16 protein-coding genes are annotated in these 17,304 nt (G+C 72.6%); 3 read left to right on the top strand and 13 right to left on the bottom strand.

What is annotated here, in order from left to right; translation table 11 throughout:
* Window positions 1-56: 56 nt before the first annotated feature.
* Window positions 57-1,523, top strand: coding sequence for a non-reducing end alpha-L-arabinofuranosidase family hydrolase (locus ACYBSK_RS17500; RefSeq protein ID WP_457478036.1), 1,467 nt, complete (start codon window positions 57-59; stop codon window positions 1,521-1,523).
* Window positions 1,524-1,560: 37 nt separating this feature from the next.
* Here the strand turns inward: ACYBSK_RS17500 and ACYBSK_RS17495 are convergent, their stop codons facing one another.
* Window positions 1,561-2,997 (bottom strand): DEAD/DEAH box helicase, encoded by a 1,437-nt coding sequence (locus ACYBSK_RS17495; RefSeq protein ID WP_460246760.1) that lies wholly within the window; start codon window positions 2,995-2,997, stop codon window positions 1,561-1,563.
* 218 nt (window positions 2,998-3,215) lie between these two features.
* Between ACYBSK_RS17495 and ACYBSK_RS17490 the strand changes: the two genes are divergently transcribed.
* A complete protein-coding gene (locus tag ACYBSK_RS17490) occupies window positions 3,216-3,509 on the top strand; it encodes a BAR domain-containing protein (protein WP_457478034.1) in 294 nt (97 codons plus the stop codon).
* A 67-nt stretch (window positions 3,510-3,576) separates the two neighbouring features.
* On the opposite strand, the gene ACYBSK_RS17485 is transcribed toward ACYBSK_RS17490, so the two are convergent.
* The 5 genes from ACYBSK_RS17485 to ACYBSK_RS17465 form a co-directional block, all read right to left on the bottom strand.
* Window positions 3,577-3,981, bottom strand: a complete 405-nt coding sequence (locus tag ACYBSK_RS17485; RefSeq protein WP_457478033.1) for an STAS domain-containing protein — start codon at window positions 3,979-3,981, stop codon at window positions 3,577-3,579.
* The gene (locus tag ACYBSK_RS17480) at window positions 3,978-5,102 is read right to left on the bottom strand and encodes a cobalamin B12-binding domain-containing protein (RefSeq protein WP_460246759.1); all 1,125 of its coding nucleotides are present in this window, start codon (window positions 5,100-5,102) and stop codon (window positions 3,978-3,980) included. The genes ACYBSK_RS17485 and ACYBSK_RS17480 overlap by 4 nt, the downstream gene beginning before the upstream one ends.
* Window positions 5,099-6,757: a SpoIIE family protein phosphatase gene (locus ACYBSK_RS17475; RefSeq protein ID WP_460247049.1), complete on the bottom strand. Its 1,659-nt coding sequence runs from the start codon at window positions 6,755-6,757 to the stop codon at window positions 5,099-5,101. Before ACYBSK_RS17475 ends, ACYBSK_RS17480 begins: the two co-directional genes overlap by 4 nt.
* Window positions 6,758-6,950: 193 nt before the next feature.
* Complete coding sequence (locus ACYBSK_RS17470) at window positions 6,951-8,123, bottom strand: PP2C family protein-serine/threonine phosphatase (protein WP_460246758.1); 1,173 nt, start codon at window positions 8,121-8,123, stop codon at window positions 6,951-6,953.
* Window positions 8,124-8,232: 109 nt separating this feature from the next.
* Window positions 8,233-8,724, bottom strand: coding sequence for a MarR family winged helix-turn-helix transcriptional regulator (locus ACYBSK_RS17465; protein ID WP_457478030.1), 492 nt, complete (start codon window positions 8,722-8,724; stop codon window positions 8,233-8,235).
* A gap of 305 nt (window positions 8,725-9,029) precedes the next feature.
* Between ACYBSK_RS17465 and ACYBSK_RS17460 the strand changes: the two genes are divergently transcribed.
* Window positions 9,030-9,659, top strand: a complete 630-nt coding sequence (locus ACYBSK_RS17460) for a phosphatase PAP2 family protein (protein ID WP_460247048.1) — start codon at window positions 9,030-9,032, stop codon at window positions 9,657-9,659.
* A 2-nt stretch (window positions 9,660-9,661) separates the two neighbouring features.
* On the opposite strand, the gene ACYBSK_RS17455 is transcribed toward ACYBSK_RS17460, so the two are convergent.
* From ACYBSK_RS17455 to ACYBSK_RS17425, 7 genes are read right to left on the bottom strand one after another with little or no spacing between them, the layout of a single operon-like run.
* Window positions 9,662-10,972, bottom strand: coding sequence for a glutamate-1-semialdehyde 2,1-aminomutase (locus ACYBSK_RS17455; RefSeq protein WP_457481777.1), 1,311 nt, complete (start codon window positions 10,970-10,972; stop codon window positions 9,662-9,664).
* Between the two features lie 22 nt (window positions 10,973-10,994).
* A complete protein-coding gene (rfbC, locus tag ACYBSK_RS17450; RefSeq protein WP_457478029.1) occupies window positions 10,995-11,546 on the bottom strand; it encodes a dTDP-4-dehydrorhamnose 3,5-epimerase in 552 nt (183 codons plus the stop codon).
* Complete coding sequence (locus tag ACYBSK_RS17445) at window positions 11,543-12,766, bottom strand: polysaccharide pyruvyl transferase family protein (RefSeq protein WP_460246757.1); 1,224 nt, start codon at window positions 12,764-12,766, stop codon at window positions 11,543-11,545. Before ACYBSK_RS17445 ends, rfbC begins: the two co-directional genes overlap by 4 nt.
* Entirely contained in the window at window positions 12,763-13,710 is a 948-nt protein-coding gene (locus tag ACYBSK_RS17440) for a glycosyltransferase family 2 protein (protein WP_460246756.1), read from the bottom strand. Before ACYBSK_RS17440 ends, ACYBSK_RS17445 begins: the two co-directional genes overlap by 4 nt.
* Window positions 13,707-15,008 carry an MATE family efflux transporter gene (locus ACYBSK_RS17435; RefSeq protein ID WP_457478026.1) on the bottom strand — a complete coding sequence of 434 codons (1,302 nt, stop codon included), beginning with the start codon at window positions 15,006-15,008 and terminating at the stop codon, window positions 13,707-13,709. Before ACYBSK_RS17435 ends, ACYBSK_RS17440 begins: the two co-directional genes overlap by 4 nt.
* Window positions 15,005-16,288, bottom strand: coding sequence for a DUF4910 domain-containing protein (locus tag ACYBSK_RS17430; RefSeq protein ID WP_460246755.1), 1,284 nt, complete (start codon window positions 16,286-16,288; stop codon window positions 15,005-15,007). The genes ACYBSK_RS17435 and ACYBSK_RS17430 overlap by 4 nt, the downstream gene beginning before the upstream one ends.
* On the bottom strand, window positions 16,276-17,301 hold the full coding sequence (locus tag ACYBSK_RS17425) for an NAD-dependent epimerase/dehydratase family protein (RefSeq protein WP_460246754.1): 1,026 nt from the start codon (window positions 17,299-17,301) through the stop codon (window positions 16,276-16,278). The genes ACYBSK_RS17430 and ACYBSK_RS17425 overlap by 13 nt, the downstream gene beginning before the upstream one ends.
* Window positions 17,302-17,304 lie beyond the last annotated feature (3 nt).

Here is a 17,304-nt window from a genome sequence, read left to right as displayed (position 1 = left end):
TTCCGGGAATTCTTCGAAACCTTTCAGGTGTGTATCCGCCTCCTAGGGAGTCCCCCATGTGGTTCCGCCGCCCCTCCCCCGTCCGCGCGAGACGCTTACTCGCGGTGCTCGCGCCCCTCCTGCTCGTGGCCACCTTCCTCGGCGCCCAGCCCGCCGCCGCGGCGACCGTCGACACCAACGCCTCGTACGTACTGGTCAACCGCACCAGCGGCAAAGCCCTGGACGTCTACAACATGGCGACCGGCGACGGCGCCCGCATCACCCAGTGGACGAGGAACGACCAGAGCCAGCAGCAGTGGCAGTTCGTCGATTCCGGAGGCGGCTACTACCGCCTCAAGTCCCGCCTCTCGGGCAAGGTGCTGGACGTCCACAACTGGTCGACCGCGAACGGCGGTTCCATCGTCCAGTGGACCGACCTCAACGCGACGAACCAGCAATGGCGGCTGGCCGACAGCGCCGACGGCCATGTGCGACTGATCTCGCGCCACAGCGGCAAGGCCCTCGAAGTGCAGGGCGGCTCCACCGCCGACGGCGCGAACATCGTCCAGTACGACGACTGGGGCGGCGCCAACCAGCAGTGGAAGCTCGTCAAGGTCGGCGACGACACGTCCGCCCCCTGCGGCCTCCCGTCGAGCTACAGCTGGTCGTCGACGGGCGCGCTGGCCCAGCCCAAGTCGGGGTGGGTCTCGCTCAAGGACTTCTCCGTCGTCCCCTACAACGGCAAGCAGCTGGTCTACGCGACGACGCACGACACGGGGACGAGCTGGGGTTCGATGAACTTCGACCTGTTCTCCGACTGGTCGCAGATGGCCTCGGCCGGCCAGAACGCGATGTCGTCCGGCACCGTCGCACCCACGCTCTTCTACTTCGCGCCGAAGAACATCTGGGTGCTCACCTACCAGTGGGGCGGGAGCGCCTTCTCCTACCGGACGTCGAGCGACCCCACCAACCCGAACGGCTGGTCCTCACCGCAGGTGCTCTTCTCCGGGAGCATCGCCGACTCCGGAACGGGGCCCATCGACCAGACCCTCATCGGTGACGGCACGAACATGTACCTCTTCTTCGCCGGTGACAACGGCAAGATCTACCGGGCCAGCATGCCGATCGGGAACTTCCCGAGCAGCTTCGGCACGAACTCGACCGTCGTCATGAGCGATACGACGAACAACCTCTTCGAGGCGCCGCAGGTCTACAAGCTCAAGGACCAGAACCGCTACCTCATGATCGTCGAGGCGATCGGCTCGCAGGGCCGCTACTTCCGCTCGTTCACCGCCACCAGCCTGAACGGCTCGTGGACACCCCAGGCCGCGACGGAGAGCAACCCCTTCGCGGGCAAGGCCAACAGTGGCGCCACCTGGACCAACGACATCAGCCACGGTGAACTGATCCGCACCAGCCCCGACCAGACCATGACCGTCGATCCCTGCAATCTGCAGTTCCTCTACCAGGGGCGCAGCCCCAACTCGGGCGGCGACTACGGCCTCCTGCCCTACCGTCCGGGGCTGCTGACACTGCGGCGCTGACGGCCACCGGCGGTCCTTTGAGCGGCGCGGCGGCGGGTCACCGGCCGCGCCGCACCCGGGCCGCCTTCCGGGCCTCCGCCAGCTTGCGGGCCTCGTTCGTCTTGCGGGAGCCCCTGCCGCCGGACCCGGAGCCGCCGGCGGACCCGGACCCGGTCCCCGCGCCGGAGCCGCGCTTCGGGTCCTTGCTGCTGCCGAGGCCGCGGAACGGGGTGTTGTGGTTCTTGGCCCGCGCGGCGGGACCGCCGTCGAGCGGCTTGCCGGAGGGGGCCCTGGCTCCGGTGATGCGGCTGAGCTCCGCCTCGCCGGAGCGCACCTTGGTGACCTTGGGGGCGACCTCGGCGTCCGCCATGACCTGGCTCGTCTCGCGGCGCTGCCCGGACAGGACGAGCGACACGACGGTGCCGGAGCGTCCCGCGCGGGCCGTGCGCCCGGCACGGTGCAGGTAGTCCTTGGGGTCGGTGGCCGGGTCCACGTTGACGACGAGGTCGAGGTCGTCGACGTGCAGGCCGCGGGCGGCGACGTTGGTCGCGACCAGCGCGGTGACCTCGCCGTCCTTGAACTGGGCCAGCGTCCTGGTGCGCTGCGGCTGAGACTTGCCGCTGTGCAGTGCGGCGGCCGCGACGCCGCTCGCCCGCAGGTGCCGGGTGAGCTGGTCGACGCCGTGCTTGGTGTCGAGGAACAGCAGGACGCGGCCGTCGCGGGCGGCGATCTCCGTGGCGACGGACCAGCGGTCGGGACCGTGCACGACGAGGACGTGGTGCTCGATCGTGCCGACCGCGCTGCCGGACGACGGATCCACCTCGTGGACGGCCGGGTCGCGCAGATAGGTGCGCACCAGCTGGTCGACGTCGCCGTCGAGGGTGGCGGAGAACAGCATCCGCTGTCCGTCGGGACGGACCTGGTCGAGGATCTCGGTGACCTGCGGCAGGAACCCCATGTCGCACATCTGGTCGGCCTCGTCGAGGACCGTGATGCGCACGCGTCCGAGGCGGCAGCCCTTGCGCCCGATCAGATCGTGCAGGCGGCCCGGCGTGGCGACGACGACCTCGGCGCCGTCCCGCAGCGTGGCGGACTGCCGTCCGATGGACACCCCGCCCACCACGGTCGCGAGCCGCAGGCCCAGGGCCTGCGCGTAGGGGGTGAGCGCCTCGCCGACCTGCTGCGCCAGTTCCCTGGTGGGGACCAGGACGAGCGCCAGGGGCTCCTTGGGCTGCGCGCGCCGGCCGGCGGTCCGGGCGAGCAGGCCCAGGCCGAAGGCGAGCGTCTTTCCGGAACCGGTGCGGCCCCGGCCCAGCACGTCACGCCCCGCCAGCGCGTTCGGCAGCGCCGCCGCCTGAATGGGGAAGGGCACCGTCACGCCCCGCTCGTCCAGTGTCCGCAGGATCGCGGCCGGAAGTCCGAGCTCCTTGAAGGAGGGCGCGGTGGACGGCGCGTCGTCCTGCTGCCGGGGTTCGGGGCGTGCTGATTCGCTCACAGAGAGCCTTCCTGCGGAGGGTGCCGTACCGGGGGAAACGTCCAAAGCTAGCACGAGGCGCCTTTTCTCCCACGCCCACGGTCGAACGCCGTACCCGTCTTCGATTTCCGTGCGGGCGGGGTCCCCCGGACAGGTGCCGTGCGGCGTGGTCGGGAGGAAGGCGGGCATCGGGGCATCACGAGAGAGCGCGGCACTGCCGCGAGGAGGAAGGAGCGCGCATGACACTGGAGATTCCGTCCCATCCGTCGGCCACGCTGGAGGCCCTGACGCTCCTGCGCGGCGCCCTTCAGGACGGCTACACGCCCGCCTCCCGGGCCCAGCTCGACTCGGCGGTCCTGCGTGTGGGGCGGCGGCTCGGTGACGACGCCGCCGCGCACTGCGCGCTGCTGTGGGCGATGACCCACACCGCGGAGCTGAGTGTGGGCGTCGCGGCGCAGGCCTACGACCTGGACCCGGACTCGGTGCTCGACGAACTGACCGTCGGCCTGCGCCGCGTCGAAGAGCGGGAGTGAGGCGAGCGGGTGCGACGGCGGCGGGTCCGTACCGGGGCCGCCGGATGCCGGTCGACGCGGAGCCTGCTCACCGCGAGGTGTCCTCGCGGTGAGCAGGCTCCGCGTCGCGGCCGCCCGCCTCCTCGTCGGCCTCGGCGGCCGAGGATTCGCCGATGAGGTGGCCGAAGGTTCCGGTGACGTCCAGGAGTCTGTCCAGGCGTGCGGAGCGCGGGGTGAGCCGCAGCGCCGCGCCGAGTCCGTCGAGTCGGCGGCGCAGCGACAGCAGCACGGACAGGCCCATCGAATCGATGCTGTCGAGGCCGGCGCAGTCCAGGAGCAGGACGCGCGTGACGGGATGCTCGGCGAGCGCCCGCTCGACGTGCTCGGCGAGGGCGCCGCTGGTGTCGTAGTCGAGCGTTCCGGCGACCCTCAGGGTCAGTACACCGTCGGTCGCGCCGACACGGGTCACGCTCAGGGCTGCGTAGGAGGTCATGCGGGGATTCCGGGTCCGGGGTCGGGGTCTTGGTCGGGGTCGGGGTCGTGGTCGGTCAGGGCCTTGCGGGCCTCGGCGAGCATGCCGGTGGCGCGCGGGAAGTCGTTCAGTTGGTGCACCAGGGAGTCCAGTACGGGCCGCAGGCAGCCCGGTGGCACTCCTCGGCTGCCGAGGATGTCGGCGGTCCAGGTGACGAATCCGGTGAACAGTTCGGTGTCGTCGACGTAGAGGGCGGTGCCGAGGTTGGTGACGATGTGGTCGATGTCCTCGGTCGTGCGCTCCCTTTGGGGCGCGCTGTAGGAGCGCATGGGCGGGAAGGCGCTCTCGACGTCGGCGAGCGTCTGCTTGATCAACCGCCGCTTCGCCTGCCTGACCATGGTGAATTCCTGGTCGGTGAGGTGCGGCAGGTCCAGGTCCGGCAGCCGGGCCGCCGCCACTGACGGCCGCGCGAGCCCCTGCTCCAGCAGCGCGTGCGCGTCCCGGGCGTCGGCCGCCCAGGCGACCTGCATGCGGCGCGCGTAGCGGCCGCGCGGGCCGAAGGCCGCGCCGCCGACCAGTACCGGGACGGCGGCGGCCTGGCAGGCGCTGATCGCGGCGTGGGCGGTGGGCAGATGCGCGGGGAGCGAGGAGGAGAGCAGCACGGCGTCGGCGGCGCGCTGGTGGAGGTGGGCGACGAGGTGCTCGGTGGGCACCTGCGCTCCGAGGTAGTCGACGTCCCAGCCGCGCAGGCGCAGGACTTCCGCGACCAGGCGGGCGGGCAGGGCGTGCCACTCGCCGTCGACGCAGGCCACCGTCACCCGGCCCAGCTCCGGGCCCGTCCCCGCGGCGGCGGCGAGTTCGGCGACGGCGGTGACGCAGCGCTCGTTTATGGCGGTCGCCGCGTGCTCCTGCGCCACCGTGATCGCGTTCGCCGCCCACTGGAGGCCGACACGTTCCTGCACGGGCGCGATCAGGTCGAGCAGTACCCGCTCGGCCGCCGACCGCACCTGTGCGGGTTCGCCCTCGCCGACGGCGCCGCACGCCACGGCCACGGCGCGCACGTCGTCGCAGCCGATCGCGGCGTCCCACAACTGCTCGCGCAGCACGGCGAGTTCGGGCTCGGTGGCCCGCTGTGCGGTCACGCCGTGAACCTGCCTCGGGTGTGTCCGTCGACCGCGGTGAGATGGGTGGAGCGCGGGGCGGTGATCGCCAGGAGCGCCATGTCGTCGTGGGGGCCGTCGCCGACCCACTGGGAGGCCACCATGTGGACGTGCTCGGTGACGGCCTCCGCCGGCAGTCCGGCGCACTCGGCGAGTACGCCGCGCAGCCGCTCGTCGCCGAACATGTCGTCCCCGAGCGGGCCGCCGTGCGCCTCGGTGATGCCGTCGGAGTACAGCAGGCAGGTCTCCCCCGGCTCCAGGACGACGGTGTCCGTGGTCACGGAGACCTCGGGCAGCACTCCGACGAGGGTGCCGCGCGTCCTGGCCTCCTCGACCCGGCCGTCGGCCCGCAGGATGAGCGGGGCGGGATGTCCGCCGCTGGTCAGACGCAGCCGGACCCGGCCCTGGCTGCGGACCGCCGAGGCGAACACCATGGTCGCGAAGCGCGTGTGGTGCGAGGTCAGGAGCGCGTTGTTGAGGAGGGTCAGTACGCGGGCGTGGTCGGCGGCGAAGGGCAGCAGCGCCTGGACGGTGTTGCGGATCTTTCCGGTGAGGACGGCCGCCTCCAGCCCCTTGCCGCACACGTCGCCCAGGACCGCGAACGCCTCACCGTCCTCGCTGTCGGCGGCGTACACGTCGTAGAAGTCGCCGCCCACGCGCTCGCCCGCCGCCGAGGGGCGGTAGCGGCCGGAGAACTCGATGCCCTGGATGCGCTCCAGTTTGGGAGGCAGCAGCTCCCGCATGAGGACGCTGGTGATGTGGGTCTGCTCCGCGTAGATGCGGGCGGCCGAGAGGCCCGCGCCCGCGCGGGCGGCGAAGAGCCGGGCGAAGGCCTCCTCGCTCTCGGTGAACGCCGCCTCCTTGCTGCGGCGCATCAGTACGACGGCGCCCGCGGGCAGCCCGTGGCCGGGCAGCGGCACCACGACCACCGAGCCGACCTCGGCCGCTTCCCGGGCGAAGCCCTCGGGGATCGCCCACTCCGGCATCCGGGCAGGATCGATCCACCGGGAGGGCACCGGGGGGAAGCCGAGCAGCGCCTCGGTCAGGCCGGGGAGGTCGTCGGTGTCCACGGCGATGCGGCTCTGGGTCACTCCGCGGCCCGCGCAGGCCCAGGTGACCGGGTGGGTGCGGCCGCTGCCGACGCCGACGATGACCGCCGCGTCCGCGAGGTGCTCGGCCGCCAGGGAGGCGGTCACCTCCATGCACCGGTCCACGTTCAGGGACGCGAGGAGTTCGCCGGAGACCTCTTGCAGCAGGCGCGAGCGGGACCGCTCCTGGCTCAACTGTTCGCGCGCGTGGTGCAGTTCACCGTCGTCGACCAGCCACCAGGAGACCGCGCCGTCGGTGCCGCGGCTGGGAAACGCTTCCACCGTGCGCTCGCCGACGCGGCCGCACGCGACGCCGGGCAGCCCGGCGCCCGCGCCCGTGGGGACGCCGCTGTGCGCGTCGGCCAGCCAGTCGGGCGCCGTCTCGGTCAGCAGCGCGCCGACGCGGACGCCGCCGAGGAGCTCTCCCGCCCGGTCGTTGCAGGACAGGACGCGTCCCACCGGGTCCACGGTCAGTATCGGATGCGGCGATCGCTGACCGGGAACCGGCGTCGTTCCTCGGGGGCCCAACGGCTCCGTGGAGGAGACCATCACACGGGGCCCGGGTAGTACGGGCCCCCACCACCCTTCGCTGGGAGTCTGGAGACAGCAACTGACACGGGGTTCAACGAGCTTGTCCTGCTCCCCGGGCAGCGCGGACCATTACAGTTTCCATGAGGCAACAGTTGCACGCTCGGGTCAGTCCCGGCAAGCGACGGCCTCCGCGCCCCGGATCGCCGGGACGTCAGTCGCGAGTGGCTCTGCCGAGCCAGTCCAAACACACCACCAGGGCGTCGTCGTCCGCGTCGTGGTTCAGATGCACCGCCAGCTCCTTCAGAATGGCCCGCGGCACGGCCGAAGCCGGCAGCAGACGTGCTCTCTGGATCGCTCTGGCTAGCATCTTCTCCCCGTACGCCTCCCCGGAGCTCGACAGTCCGCCATAAACACCGTCACTGACGAACAGCAATCGGTCACCCGGCCGCACCTGGAATTCCTGTGCGACGTAGTCGGTCTCCTCGAACATGCCCAAGGGCAACTGGGGTTCGAAGGGTATCTGCTCGATCACCCTGCCCCGCTGCCGCCACAGCTGGGGCGACCCGGCGTCCACCACCCGCACCCGTCCCGTCGCCAGCTCGAAGGAGAGCAGCAGCGTCGAGACGTACTGGTCGCCCCGGTACTGGGCATGGAGCGCCTGGTCGGCGAGGGCCGCCTGGTCGGCGATGCCGATGCCGGCCCGCCGGGCGTTGCGCAGGGCGTTGACGGCGAGGTTGGTCAGGAGGGAGGCCGCGATCCCCTCCCCCATGCCGTTCGTGATGGTGAGGGTGAGCGTCTCGCTGGTCGCCGCCCAGTCGAAGTTGTCCCCGTGGATGGCGTACGCCGGTTCCAGCTGGGCACCGATCGCGTACTCCGCGCCGGTGTGGGCCCGGCCGGGCAGCAGTTGCCACTGCATCTCGGCGGCGAGGGTGAGCCGGCTCGCCCTGCGGGCCTGGAGATAGACGTCGGTGTCCCGGTCCGCGACGACGATCTCGTGGCCGAGGACGTCCGCGAGCGCGGTGAGCTCCCGCACGTCCTCCGGCAGGCTCCGCTCCTGCGGCACGCGTACGCAGAGGATGCCGAGCCGGTCGCCGCGGACGGTCACCGGCAGGTAGAGGTCGACCGCTCCTCCGTCGCCGACGGAGCTGCTGTGGGTGTCCTGGCTCGCGAAGGCCCGGCCCGCGGGGCTGCTGTGCACGGGCAGCGGGTCGGCGGTGCGCGGCAGCTCCGTCACCGTCTGGAGCACGGTGAGGCTGTAGTCGGCGAGCAGCAGGTCGACGCTGAGTGCGCCGTAGTGCTCGGTCAGTGCCCTGCGCACGGTTTCCAGGAGATCGAACGGAGCGGCGGAGCGGACAGCGCGCTCCGCGGCCAGAAAATCCTTCACTGCAGCCTTCTTCGATGGCCGGGCCGGCTGCCGGGGCGGGAATGTCCGAAGGAATGTCCGAGCACCAGACATGTTGCCGTGCGACACACTGGACAACGATTGGTCCAGTCTAGCCCGTCCGCGCGTCCTCCTGGCCTTCTCTCGGAGCGATGTGCTGCGAGGCCGCATGCTCGAACTGCGCCAGTCCCTCGGCCAGGGTGCGCAGCTCCGCCGGGGCCATGGTCCGCAGCACTTCCGAGATCTCCCGCGCGCGGGAGGCGCGGAACTCGTCGAGGACGGCGGCCCCACGACGGCTCAGCCGCAGCTCCACCTCGCGGCGGCTGGTGGGACTCGCGACGCGCTCCACCAGCCCCGCGGCCGCCAGCCGGTCGCACATGCGGCTCACCGAGGACGGCCGGGACCCGAGGGCCTCGCCCAGCGTCCGCTGGTTCACCCGCCGCTGCTCCTCGATGAACGCGAGGGCCCGGAACTGGGAGGGCGGAAGAGGGCCGGACGACGCGGCCTCCTGGCCGCGCCCGTACAGCAGGTCGAGGAGCTCCGACACGTGGCACGCCAGCTCGGCCACCTGTTCAGGGGCGGGGCGGGGCAGACTCCGCGGCATCCCAGCACCCTCCGGGAGAAGACAGCGTCGACACGTCCGACCCTACCCCCGCGCCCCGGCCCGCGTGGGCCCCGGCCGCCGTATCCGCGTCCCCGGACAACTGAGCCACCGGCTTGCCGAGTTGCTCGGGTGCGCGCGCCGCGCGGCGGTTAGGGTCGGTTGAGGATGGTTCGGACACGACTGGGGGGCTCGCGTTGGATCACCTGGCAGGATCAGCGGGCCCGGAAGCGGGAGCGGGTCCCGCGGCGGACCGGAGCCGCCGTGACCGTGACTCCACCACCGCCGCACCGGCCCTCGCGCTCCCAGTGGCGCTGCGCGCGCCGCTCGCGCTGATCGGGGCCCTCGCCGCGCTGACGGCGGTCGCGCTCGGCGTCCTCTACTCCGGTGACGGTGCGCCCGGCCGGCTGGACAGCTGGATCGTCCACCCGACGGCGGACAGCGTCGGTCCGCCGTGGCGGGGTGTCGCGCTCGCCGTGGACTTCCTCGGCGAGCCCGTCGGCGCGGTGGTGCTGGTCTTCGCCGTCGTGGCGTGGTGTCTGCTGCTGCGCCGCCCGCGCGCGGCGGTGCTGGTCGTGGCCGGGGTCGTCGCGACCGTGGGCACGGGGACGGCCGTCAAGCCGCTGGTCGGGCGCACCATCCACGGCCCCGACAACCTCGCGTACCCCAGTGGGCACACCGCCTTCCTCACCGCGCTCGCACTGGCGGTGGCACTGACGGCGGTGGGCCGGTTGGGGCTCGGCAGGGCGGCCGGTACGTCGCTGGTGCTGGGCGCCGCGCTGGTCGCGGGCGCCGCGATGGGGTGGGCGGAGGTCGCGCTGAGCGCCCACTACGCGACCGATGTGCTCGGCGGCTGGTGCACGGCGCTGGTGGTGGTGCCGGTGACCGGGTGGCTGGTCGACCGGGTGGCGGACGCCGGTCGACCAGGGCGGCGCTGACCTCAGGCCAGGCGGCGGAAGACCGGCTTCACCGGGCGGCCGCCCACCCATGGCGTGGGGTCCCGGGCGTCGAGTGCCTTGCGGTACACGGCGCAGGCCTCGGCCACCACGTCGACGGTGTGCTCGATGTCGGCCTCGGTGAGCGCGCTGCTCACCACGAACGACGGGGCCAGCACTCCGCCCATGAGCAGTCGGCGCAGGAACAGGGTGCGGTACTCCTGCGACGGCCGGCCGTCCTCGTCGAGGGTGGCGAAGACCAGGTTGCTGGCCCGGCCCCGGACCAGGACGTGGTCGGCGACGCCCATGCTGGAGGCGGCCTCGCGGACTCCGGCGGCCAGGCGCTCGCCGAGCGCGTGCAGCCGCGCGGTGATGCCCTCCTCGGCGTAGGTGGCCTGCACGGCCATCGCGGCCGCCAGGCAGTGGGTCTCGGCGCCGTGCGTCGTGGAGAGCAGGAAGACCCGCTCGTCCGGGTGGCGCAGGCCGCCGCGCTCCATCAGCTCGCGGCGTCCGGCCAGCGCGGAGACGGCGAAGCCGTTGCCGAGGGCCTTGCCGAACGTGGAGAGGTCGGGGACGACTCCGTACAGGCCCTGGGCGCCCGCCTCGGACCAGCGCAGACCGGTGATCATCTCGTCGAAGACGAGGACGCAGCCGTGGCGGTCGGCCAGTGCGCGCAGGCCCGCCAGGTAGCCGGGCGGCGGCTCGGCGTGGCCGGCGGGTTCGAGGATCAGGCAGGCGACCTCGCCCTCGTACCGGGTGAGCAGTTCCTCCGTGGCGGCCAGGTCCCCGTAGGGGAAGGAGACCGTCAGTTCGGTCGTCGACGACGGGATGCCGGCCGACATCGGTGTCGTCCCGATGAACCAGTCGTCGACGGAGAAGAACGGGTGGTCGCCGCAGATGGCGACGCGCGGGCGGCCGGTGACGGCGCGGGCGAGGCGGACCGCGGCGGTGGTGACGTCGGAGCCGTTCTTCGCGAACTTCACCATGTCGGCGGTCGGCACGGTGGCGAGGAAGCGCTCGGCCGCCTCGGCCTCCAGGACGGACGGCCGTACGAAGTTGCTGCCGCGGTCGAGTTCGCGGCGGACGGCCTCCGTGACTCGCGGGTGGGCGTGGCCGAGGCTGACCGAGCGGAGCCCGGAGCCGTACTCGGTGTAGCGGTTGCCGTCGACGTCCCACACGTGGGCGCCCCGGCCGTGGCTGATGACCGGGGCCAGGTGCTCGGGGTACTGGTCGTCGCCCTTGGCGTAGGTGTGCGCGCCGCCGGGGATCATGCGGTGCAGGCGTTCGTTGGCCGCCCGCGACCGGGGCAGGTCCATCTCTTCGGTGCTCACGGCGTCCTCAACCCACTTTCTGCTTGAGGACGTCGGCGAGGCTCGGCGCCTCCCGGTCCCGCTGGGACATGGCGGTGACCGGCAGCGGCCACGGGATGGCGAGCTCCGGGTCGTCGTAGCGGATCGTCACGTCCTCGGACGGGTCGTGCTCGCGGTCGATGCGGTACGAGGTGTCCGCGGTCTCGGTCAGCGCCTGGAAGCCGTGCGCGCAGCCCGCGGGGATGTGGAGCGTCACCTGCGTGTCGCCGGACAGTTCGAAGGTGGCCCGGTTGCGGTAGGTCGGCGAGTCGGGCCGGAGGTCGACGACAACATCGAAGATCTTCCCGTACGAGCAACGCACCAGCTTGGCCTCGCCCTGGCCGGAGCGCAGGTGCATGCCGCGCAGCACGCCGCGGCGGGAGCGGGAGACGCTGTCCTGGACGAAGGCGTGGGGGTCGAGGCCGACGGAGCGGAGCACGTCGGCGTCGAAGGTGCGGCAGAAGAAGCCGCGCTCGTCGGCGTGCGGGGTCGGCTCCAGCAGGAACGCCCCGGTGATCTCCGGGACTTCGGTCAGTTTCATCGGTTCTCCCGGTGGGCGGGGGCCTGGGCGTGGTCGGTCGTCGGGAACGTCGGGAACAGCGTCGCGGTCAACGCGGTGAACTGGTGGGCGAGTTGTTGGGCGGCGGCCCGGTTGCGCCGGGTCAGGGTGCGGCGCAGTTCCGCCGCGTTCTTCTCGACGTCCCGGAACTGTTCGAGCAGCCGGTCGGCGTCGACGTTCCGGGCGGGGTGGCAGTACGTGCCGAGGCCCATCCGTTCCATGAGCGCCTCGCTCTTCGCCGCGTAGGTGAGCGCGAGGGTCGGGGTGCCGACCTTCAGGGCGCAGACGAGGTTGTGGTAGCGGGTGGCGACGACGGTGTCGGCGGCCGCCATCTCCTTCATCAGGTCGGCGAGCGAGGCCGTTTCGGCGGCGGTGACCAGGGGTGAGTCGACGGCGTCGAGGATCGCGGTGACGACCGTCTCGTCGCAGTCGTCGCCGGTGAGCAGCCGGACGGGCCTGCCGTCCTCGACCAGGGCCCGGACGAACCGGGTGGTGCCGTCGACGTAGCGGCGGTGGATCGCGTCGGCCCGCGCCCGGTCGTCGTTGCTTCCGTGGAAGTCCATGACGCCGACGCAGACCGTGCCCGCGCCGGGCGTCGCCTCGGGGGTGGGCAGGGCGAACGCGAGGTCCGGGTAGACGTTGTCGCGGGCGGTGTTCACGCCCATCGCCCGCATGGCGTCGCGGGACTGGGCGTCGCGGTAGGAGCGGTAGGCGGCGAGCCGCGCCGACCAGCGCACGAGGGCCCGGGTGGGCCGGGCCCGGATCGGGGCGGCGCCGACGCTGACCAGCGCGACCTTCGTCCCCAGCAGCCGTCCGCTCGCGCAGAGCAGGAACAGGGAGTACGGGAAGCCCCACGGCCGCAGCGGCAGGGTGGCCTCCAGCACGCCCATGCCCGGCACGATCACCACGTCGTGCCGGCGCACCCAGGCGGCGGTGCGGAGGACGTCGACGAGCTTGCCCGCGCCCTTGGAGGCCACCGCGCCCAGGCGGGAGGCGGTGGCGTACTCGCCGCGGTTCCAGTGCAGGCGGGTCGCCGGGATCCCGTAGCGGGCGGTGACCGCCTCGGGTCCGCCGCACAGCGCGTCGACGGCCGCGTCCGGGTGTTCGGCGCGCAGGTAGTGGAGGACGGCTTCGAGGGATCCGTCGTTTCCGAGGTTGCCGGAGCCGAGCAGGCCGAACACTCCGACGCGTATCGGGGTCATGGCTTCCTGCCTTCGCGGCCCGCGACGAGGTCGTCGATGGAGACCTCGAACTGGGCGGGATCGACGGGCGCCCGGTCCTCGACGCGCTCCCCCGCGCCCGGCCGCGCCCGGCTGGTCGCCCAGGCGGCCAGGTGGCCGTAGCAGGCGCGCCGTTCGGCCGAGGACAGCGGCGCCCGGCGGATCGCCGAGACGAAGCCGAGGACGTACTCGGCGAGCAGCCGGGGCGTCGGGTGCAGGGCGCCCGCGCGACGCGGGTCGAGGTTGACGCAGCGGGCGCGCTTGGACGGGTTGGCGCGCTCGGCGCGGGTGGGGTGGTCGCGGCGGAAGTACAGCAGTTCGGGCACCTGGTGGAAGGGGCCGTGCAGGCCGATCTCGGCGACGAAGGTGCGGTCGGCGTGGTGGTAGCTGTCGTGCGGCTTCACCTTGCGCAGCACGTCGGCGCGGATCACGCCGTAGAAGTCGTCGCCGCCCGGCTCGAAGAGCATGCTGCGGAACCGCTCGGGGGCGTACGGCGAGGCCGTGTCGAGGGTGTACGCGTAGGGCACCTTGACCTTGCCGTCCTCGTCGATGACGGCCTGGTCGGCGTGGGCGAGGACGGCCTCGGGGTGCTCGTCGAGGGCCTCGACGCAGCGGCGCAGCAGGTCGCGGGCGTACAGGTCGTCGTGGGAGGCCCACTTGAACAGTTCGCCGCGGCACTGCGTGAACACGTAGTTGTGGTTCGGGGCGGCGCCGATGTTCCTCGTCAGCCGGATGCAGCGGATGCGGGAGTCCTTGGCCGCGTAGGTGCGGCAGATGTCCTGCGTCCCGTCGGTCGAGGCGTTGTCGGTGATGACCAGTTCGAAGTCCTCGTAGGTCTGGCCGAGGAGCGCGTCGAGGGACTCGGCCAGGTACTCCTCGCCGTTGTAGACGGGCAGGCCGATGCTCAGCCGGGGGCGGTCGCTCATGAGGTCCTCGCTTCGGGGGTGGGGTCGTGGTGGTGCTCGCGCAGGGCGGACCGCAGGTGCAGCCACCACACGGCGGAGCCGGTGAGGGTCGCGGCGGCGACGCCCCAGGCGGAGCCGACCGTGCCGCCGAGGGCCGCGCCGCCGAGCCCGCCGCCGACGTAGAGGGCGGAGGCCAGCAGTTGGGAGCGCAGGCTGCGGCGGGCCGCGCCGAGCGCGCGCAGTCCCGCCGCCGCTCCGGTGCCGAGTCCGGCGCCCGCGACGCCGAGCGTGACGGGCACGATGAGCTGTGCGGAGGCGTGCCAGACGTCGCCGAGGACGAACGCGCCGGCCCGGTCGGGCACCAGGAGCAGGGCCGCGCCCCACAGCAGCGCGGCGACGGCCTGGCCGCCGCCGAGCACGAGGCAGAACGCGCCGAGGCGGTGCGGTGCCCGCCGCAGGACGCGGGCGGCTTCGGCGACGGTGACCAGCGACAGGCCCATCAGCACGGCCATGAAGGGGCCGAGCAGCAGTTCGGCGCCGCGCACCACACCCACCGCGCCGACTCCGACGATGACGCCGAGTCCGTAGGCCCGCAGTTGGCTTCCGCCGCTGTTGCTGACGTTCTCGACGAGGTAGCGGTAGCCGAGGTCGCGCTGTTCGCGCAGCCACGCGCGCGCCCGGCTCACGCGGGGCCGGATCCCCGACTGGAGGCAGCCGTAGGCGGCGGCGATGGCGGCGGAGCCGCCCCAAGCGAGCACGAAGGCGGCGACGCCGCCGACACGGGCCGCGATCAGCAGGGCGGGGACGAGGGCGACGCACCACACGACGTCGTTGAGGAACGCCTTGCGTCCGGCGCCCGCGGCGAAGAAGGCGAACCGCCAGGAGTCCTGGAGCAGCAGCCCCGGCAGCACGACGCCGAGGCAGGCGAAGGCGGGCCCCACCTGGCCGCCGAGCGCGAGCCCGACGACCAGGGACGCCGCGCCGAGCGCGGTGCCGACGCCGAGGGCGGTGCCCGTCGACCGGGCCACCGCCCCGCGCCACGACGTCTCGTCGACCCCGCTGAAGCGCACCATGAGCGGGTCGGTGGCCAGGCCCCGGGAGACGTTGAGGACCACGCCGTACGTCACCCAGGCCAGGCTGAACACGCCGAACGCGGTGACGCCGAGGGAGCGCGCCACGTAGATGCCCACCGCGAAGTTGGACATGCTGGAGGCCGCCTGGTCGGCGAGCCCCCAGGACAGCCGGCCGGCGAGGGCCCGCTTGGCGGATCCGGCGGTCGGCTTCGTGGTCCCCTCCCCCTCGGTGGTCGTCGACGTCATGCCTTGACCAGCCCCGCTCCGTGCAGGGCGGCGGCCGCCGCGGCGACGGTGTCGAACGGCAGCCCGGACCGCTCGGCGACGTCCAGCAGGCTGTGCGTGCCGTCGGAGAGGTTCAGCACCCAGAGCATGGCCATCTGGGCCTCCTTGGTGTCGCTGCGCCCGCCGAGCGCGTCGTACAGACCGCGCCGCCCCAACTGCGGCTCCCCGTAGGGACTGAGGTTGAGATACGTCCGGTTGCGGTCGAGCACGGCGAATGCCTCCCGGCACACGGCGAGCGTGTCGGCCATCGCCTGCGCGGAGACGAAGTCCATGTTGTCCGCCGACGTGTGGTACTCGGGATAGCCCGCGTACGGGGTGCGGGTGAGGGAGCCGACGCCGAGGTCGAAGCCGGGCGAGCAGTACTGCCGCTCGTCGTAGCCGTAGGGCGTGAACTCCTTGACGGTGTGCGGCCGTTCGGAGACCTTCAGCACGTGCCGCAGCACCCGGTCGATCTCCGCGTCGCCGCGCCTGCTCTGCTTGTACGTGAGGTCGCCGGGGTCGCCCGCGCAGGCGAGCACGAGCCCGTGCTTGACCCGGTCGACGCGCTCCTTGTTGCGGGCGAGCCAGGTGATCGCGCCGATGGTGCCGGGCGCGAAGATGAACCGGTAGGTGTAGTACGGGTTCCGCTCGGCCAGCTCCCGCGCCAGGTACGTCGCCACGGCGACGCCCGCCATGTTGTCGTTGGCCAGCGACGGGTGGCAGACGTGGCAGGAGACGATCACCTCGTCCGCGACCTGGCCGGGGACCACGTGCTCGGCGTAGGTGAGGTGGCCGTCCTCCAGGGTGGAGTCGACGCGCACCTCGTACTCGCCGTCCGGCAGCGCGTCGAGGGTGTCCTGGGCCAGGCAGAATCCCCACTCGGGCTTGTAGTAGCTGGTGCGGTACGGGATCCAGCCGGGCCGGTCCGGCAGGGTGTGCAGGTGCTCTCGCAGTTCGGACAGCGGCATCGTCGCCGCCACCGGGACGCTGTAGCCGAGCACGTGGAGGCTGGACGCGGCGAAGTCGATCACGCGGCGGCCCGAGGCGTCGGCGACGTAGGCGTCCCGGATGTTCCACTCCTGCGGCACCGTCCAGTCGAGCACCTGGGTGCCCGTCGGCACCTCGTGCGTGTCGAGGGCGATGTACTCGCCGACGATGGCCAGGGTGGCGCGCACCCCGTCGCCGGTGATGCTCCGGCAGAGCGGGTAGAGCCGCTCCACCAGGGCGTACATCTCCTCGCCGAGCGCGGTCACGGGCGCCACCGCAGGGTGTCGTCGACGGCGCCGGACCCGGTCGCCGAGCGGAGCACGGCGAGACGGGTGAAGCGGTTGTCGAAGGCGTCCTTGGTGAGGCCGAACTTCCGGTAGGCGTCGGCGAGTTCGAGGGCGCCGCGCTTGACCGTCCACTCGCAGTCGAAGCCGGGGACCGCGGAGCGGAAGCGGGCGAAGTCCACGCGGTAGGAGCGCGGGTCGGCGCCGGACTCCCCGGTGATGCGCACCTTCGCGCCCTCCACCGCCTCGGCGACCTGTTGGGCGATCTCGGCGACCGTGACGTTGTTGGTCTCGCTGCCGATGTTGAACGCCCGGTCGTGGACCGCCTCGCGGGGCGCGTCCAGCGCGGCCGTGAAGGCGCGGGCGATGTCGGCGGCGTGCACCAGCGGGCGCCAGGGCGTGCCGTCGGACAGGACGAGGACCTCGCCGGAGAGCAGCGCGTGGCCGACCAGGTTGTTGAGCACGATGTCGGCGCGCAGCCGCGGCGAGTAGCCGAAGGCGGTGGCGTTGCGCATGTACACCGGGGTGAAGTCGTCGTCGGCGAGCGCGTGCAGGTCGTCCTCGACGCGCACCTTGGACTCCGCGTACGGCGTCACGGGACGCAACGGGGCGTCCTCACCGACGAGTTCGCCGCCGCCCGCCGCACCGTAGACCGAGCACGTGGAGGCGTACAGGAAACGCTTGACGCCTGCCTCGCGGGCCAGTCGGGCGAGGTGGACGGAGGCGTGGTGGTTGATGTCGTACGTGAGTTGCGGCGCCAGCGAGCCGAGCGGGTCGTTGGAGAGCGCGGCGAGGTGGATCACGGCGTCGACGCCCGCGACGTGCTCGGCGGTGACGTCGCGCAGGTCCACCCGGTGCCCCTGCGGGTCGTCGGGGGCCGGGCCGAGGACGCAGTCGGCGAACAGGCCGGAGTCGAGGCCGACGACGTCGTGTCCGGCGGCCTTCAGGACCGGGGCCATCACGGTGCCCAGGTAGCCCTGGTGTCCGGTCAGCAGTACGCGCAAGGT

The sequence above is a fragment of the Streptomyces sp. BYX5S genome, from assembly GCF_054724165.1.
This window is presented reverse-complemented; position numbering and strand designations above follow the sequence as displayed.

Bases quoted from the DNA above. Each gene is read 5' to 3' on its own strand.
- ACYBSK_RS17445 (WP_460246757.1), bottom strand. From the start codon at position 12,766: ATGACCCCGATACGCGTCGGAGTGTTCGGCCTGCTCGGCTCCGGCAAC.
- ACYBSK_RS17440 (WP_460246756.1), bottom strand. From the start codon at position 13,710: ATGAGCGACCGCCCCCGGCTGAGCATCGGCCTGCCCGTCTACAACGGC.
- ACYBSK_RS17465 (WP_457478030.1), bottom strand. From the start codon at position 8,724: ATGCCGCGGAGTCTGCCCCGCCCCGCCCCTGAACAGGTGGCCGAGCTG.
- ACYBSK_RS17435 (WP_457478026.1), bottom strand. From the start codon at position 15,008: ATGACGTCGACGACCACCGAGGGGGAGGGGACCACGAAGCCGACCGCC.
- ACYBSK_RS17490 (WP_457478034.1), top strand. From the start codon at position 3,216: ATGACACTGGAGATTCCGTCCCATCCGTCGGCCACGCTGGAGGCCCTG.
- ACYBSK_RS17455 (WP_457481777.1), bottom strand. From the start codon at position 10,972: ATGGACCTGCCCCGGTCGCGGGCGGCCAACGAACGCCTGCACCGCATG.
- ACYBSK_RS17500 (WP_457478036.1), top strand. From the start codon at position 57: ATGTGGTTCCGCCGCCCCTCCCCCGTCCGCGCGAGACGCTTACTCGCG.
- ACYBSK_RS17485 (WP_457478033.1), bottom strand. From the start codon at position 3,981: ATGACCTCCTACGCAGCCCTGAGCGTGACCCGTGTCGGCGCGACCGAC.
- rfbC (WP_457478029.1), bottom strand. From the start codon at position 11,546: ATGAAACTGACCGAAGTCCCGGAGATCACCGGGGCGTTCCTGCTGGAG.
- ACYBSK_RS17475 (WP_460247049.1), bottom strand. From the start codon at position 6,757: ATGGTCTCCTCCACGGAGCCGTTGGGCCCCCGAGGAACGACGCCGGTT.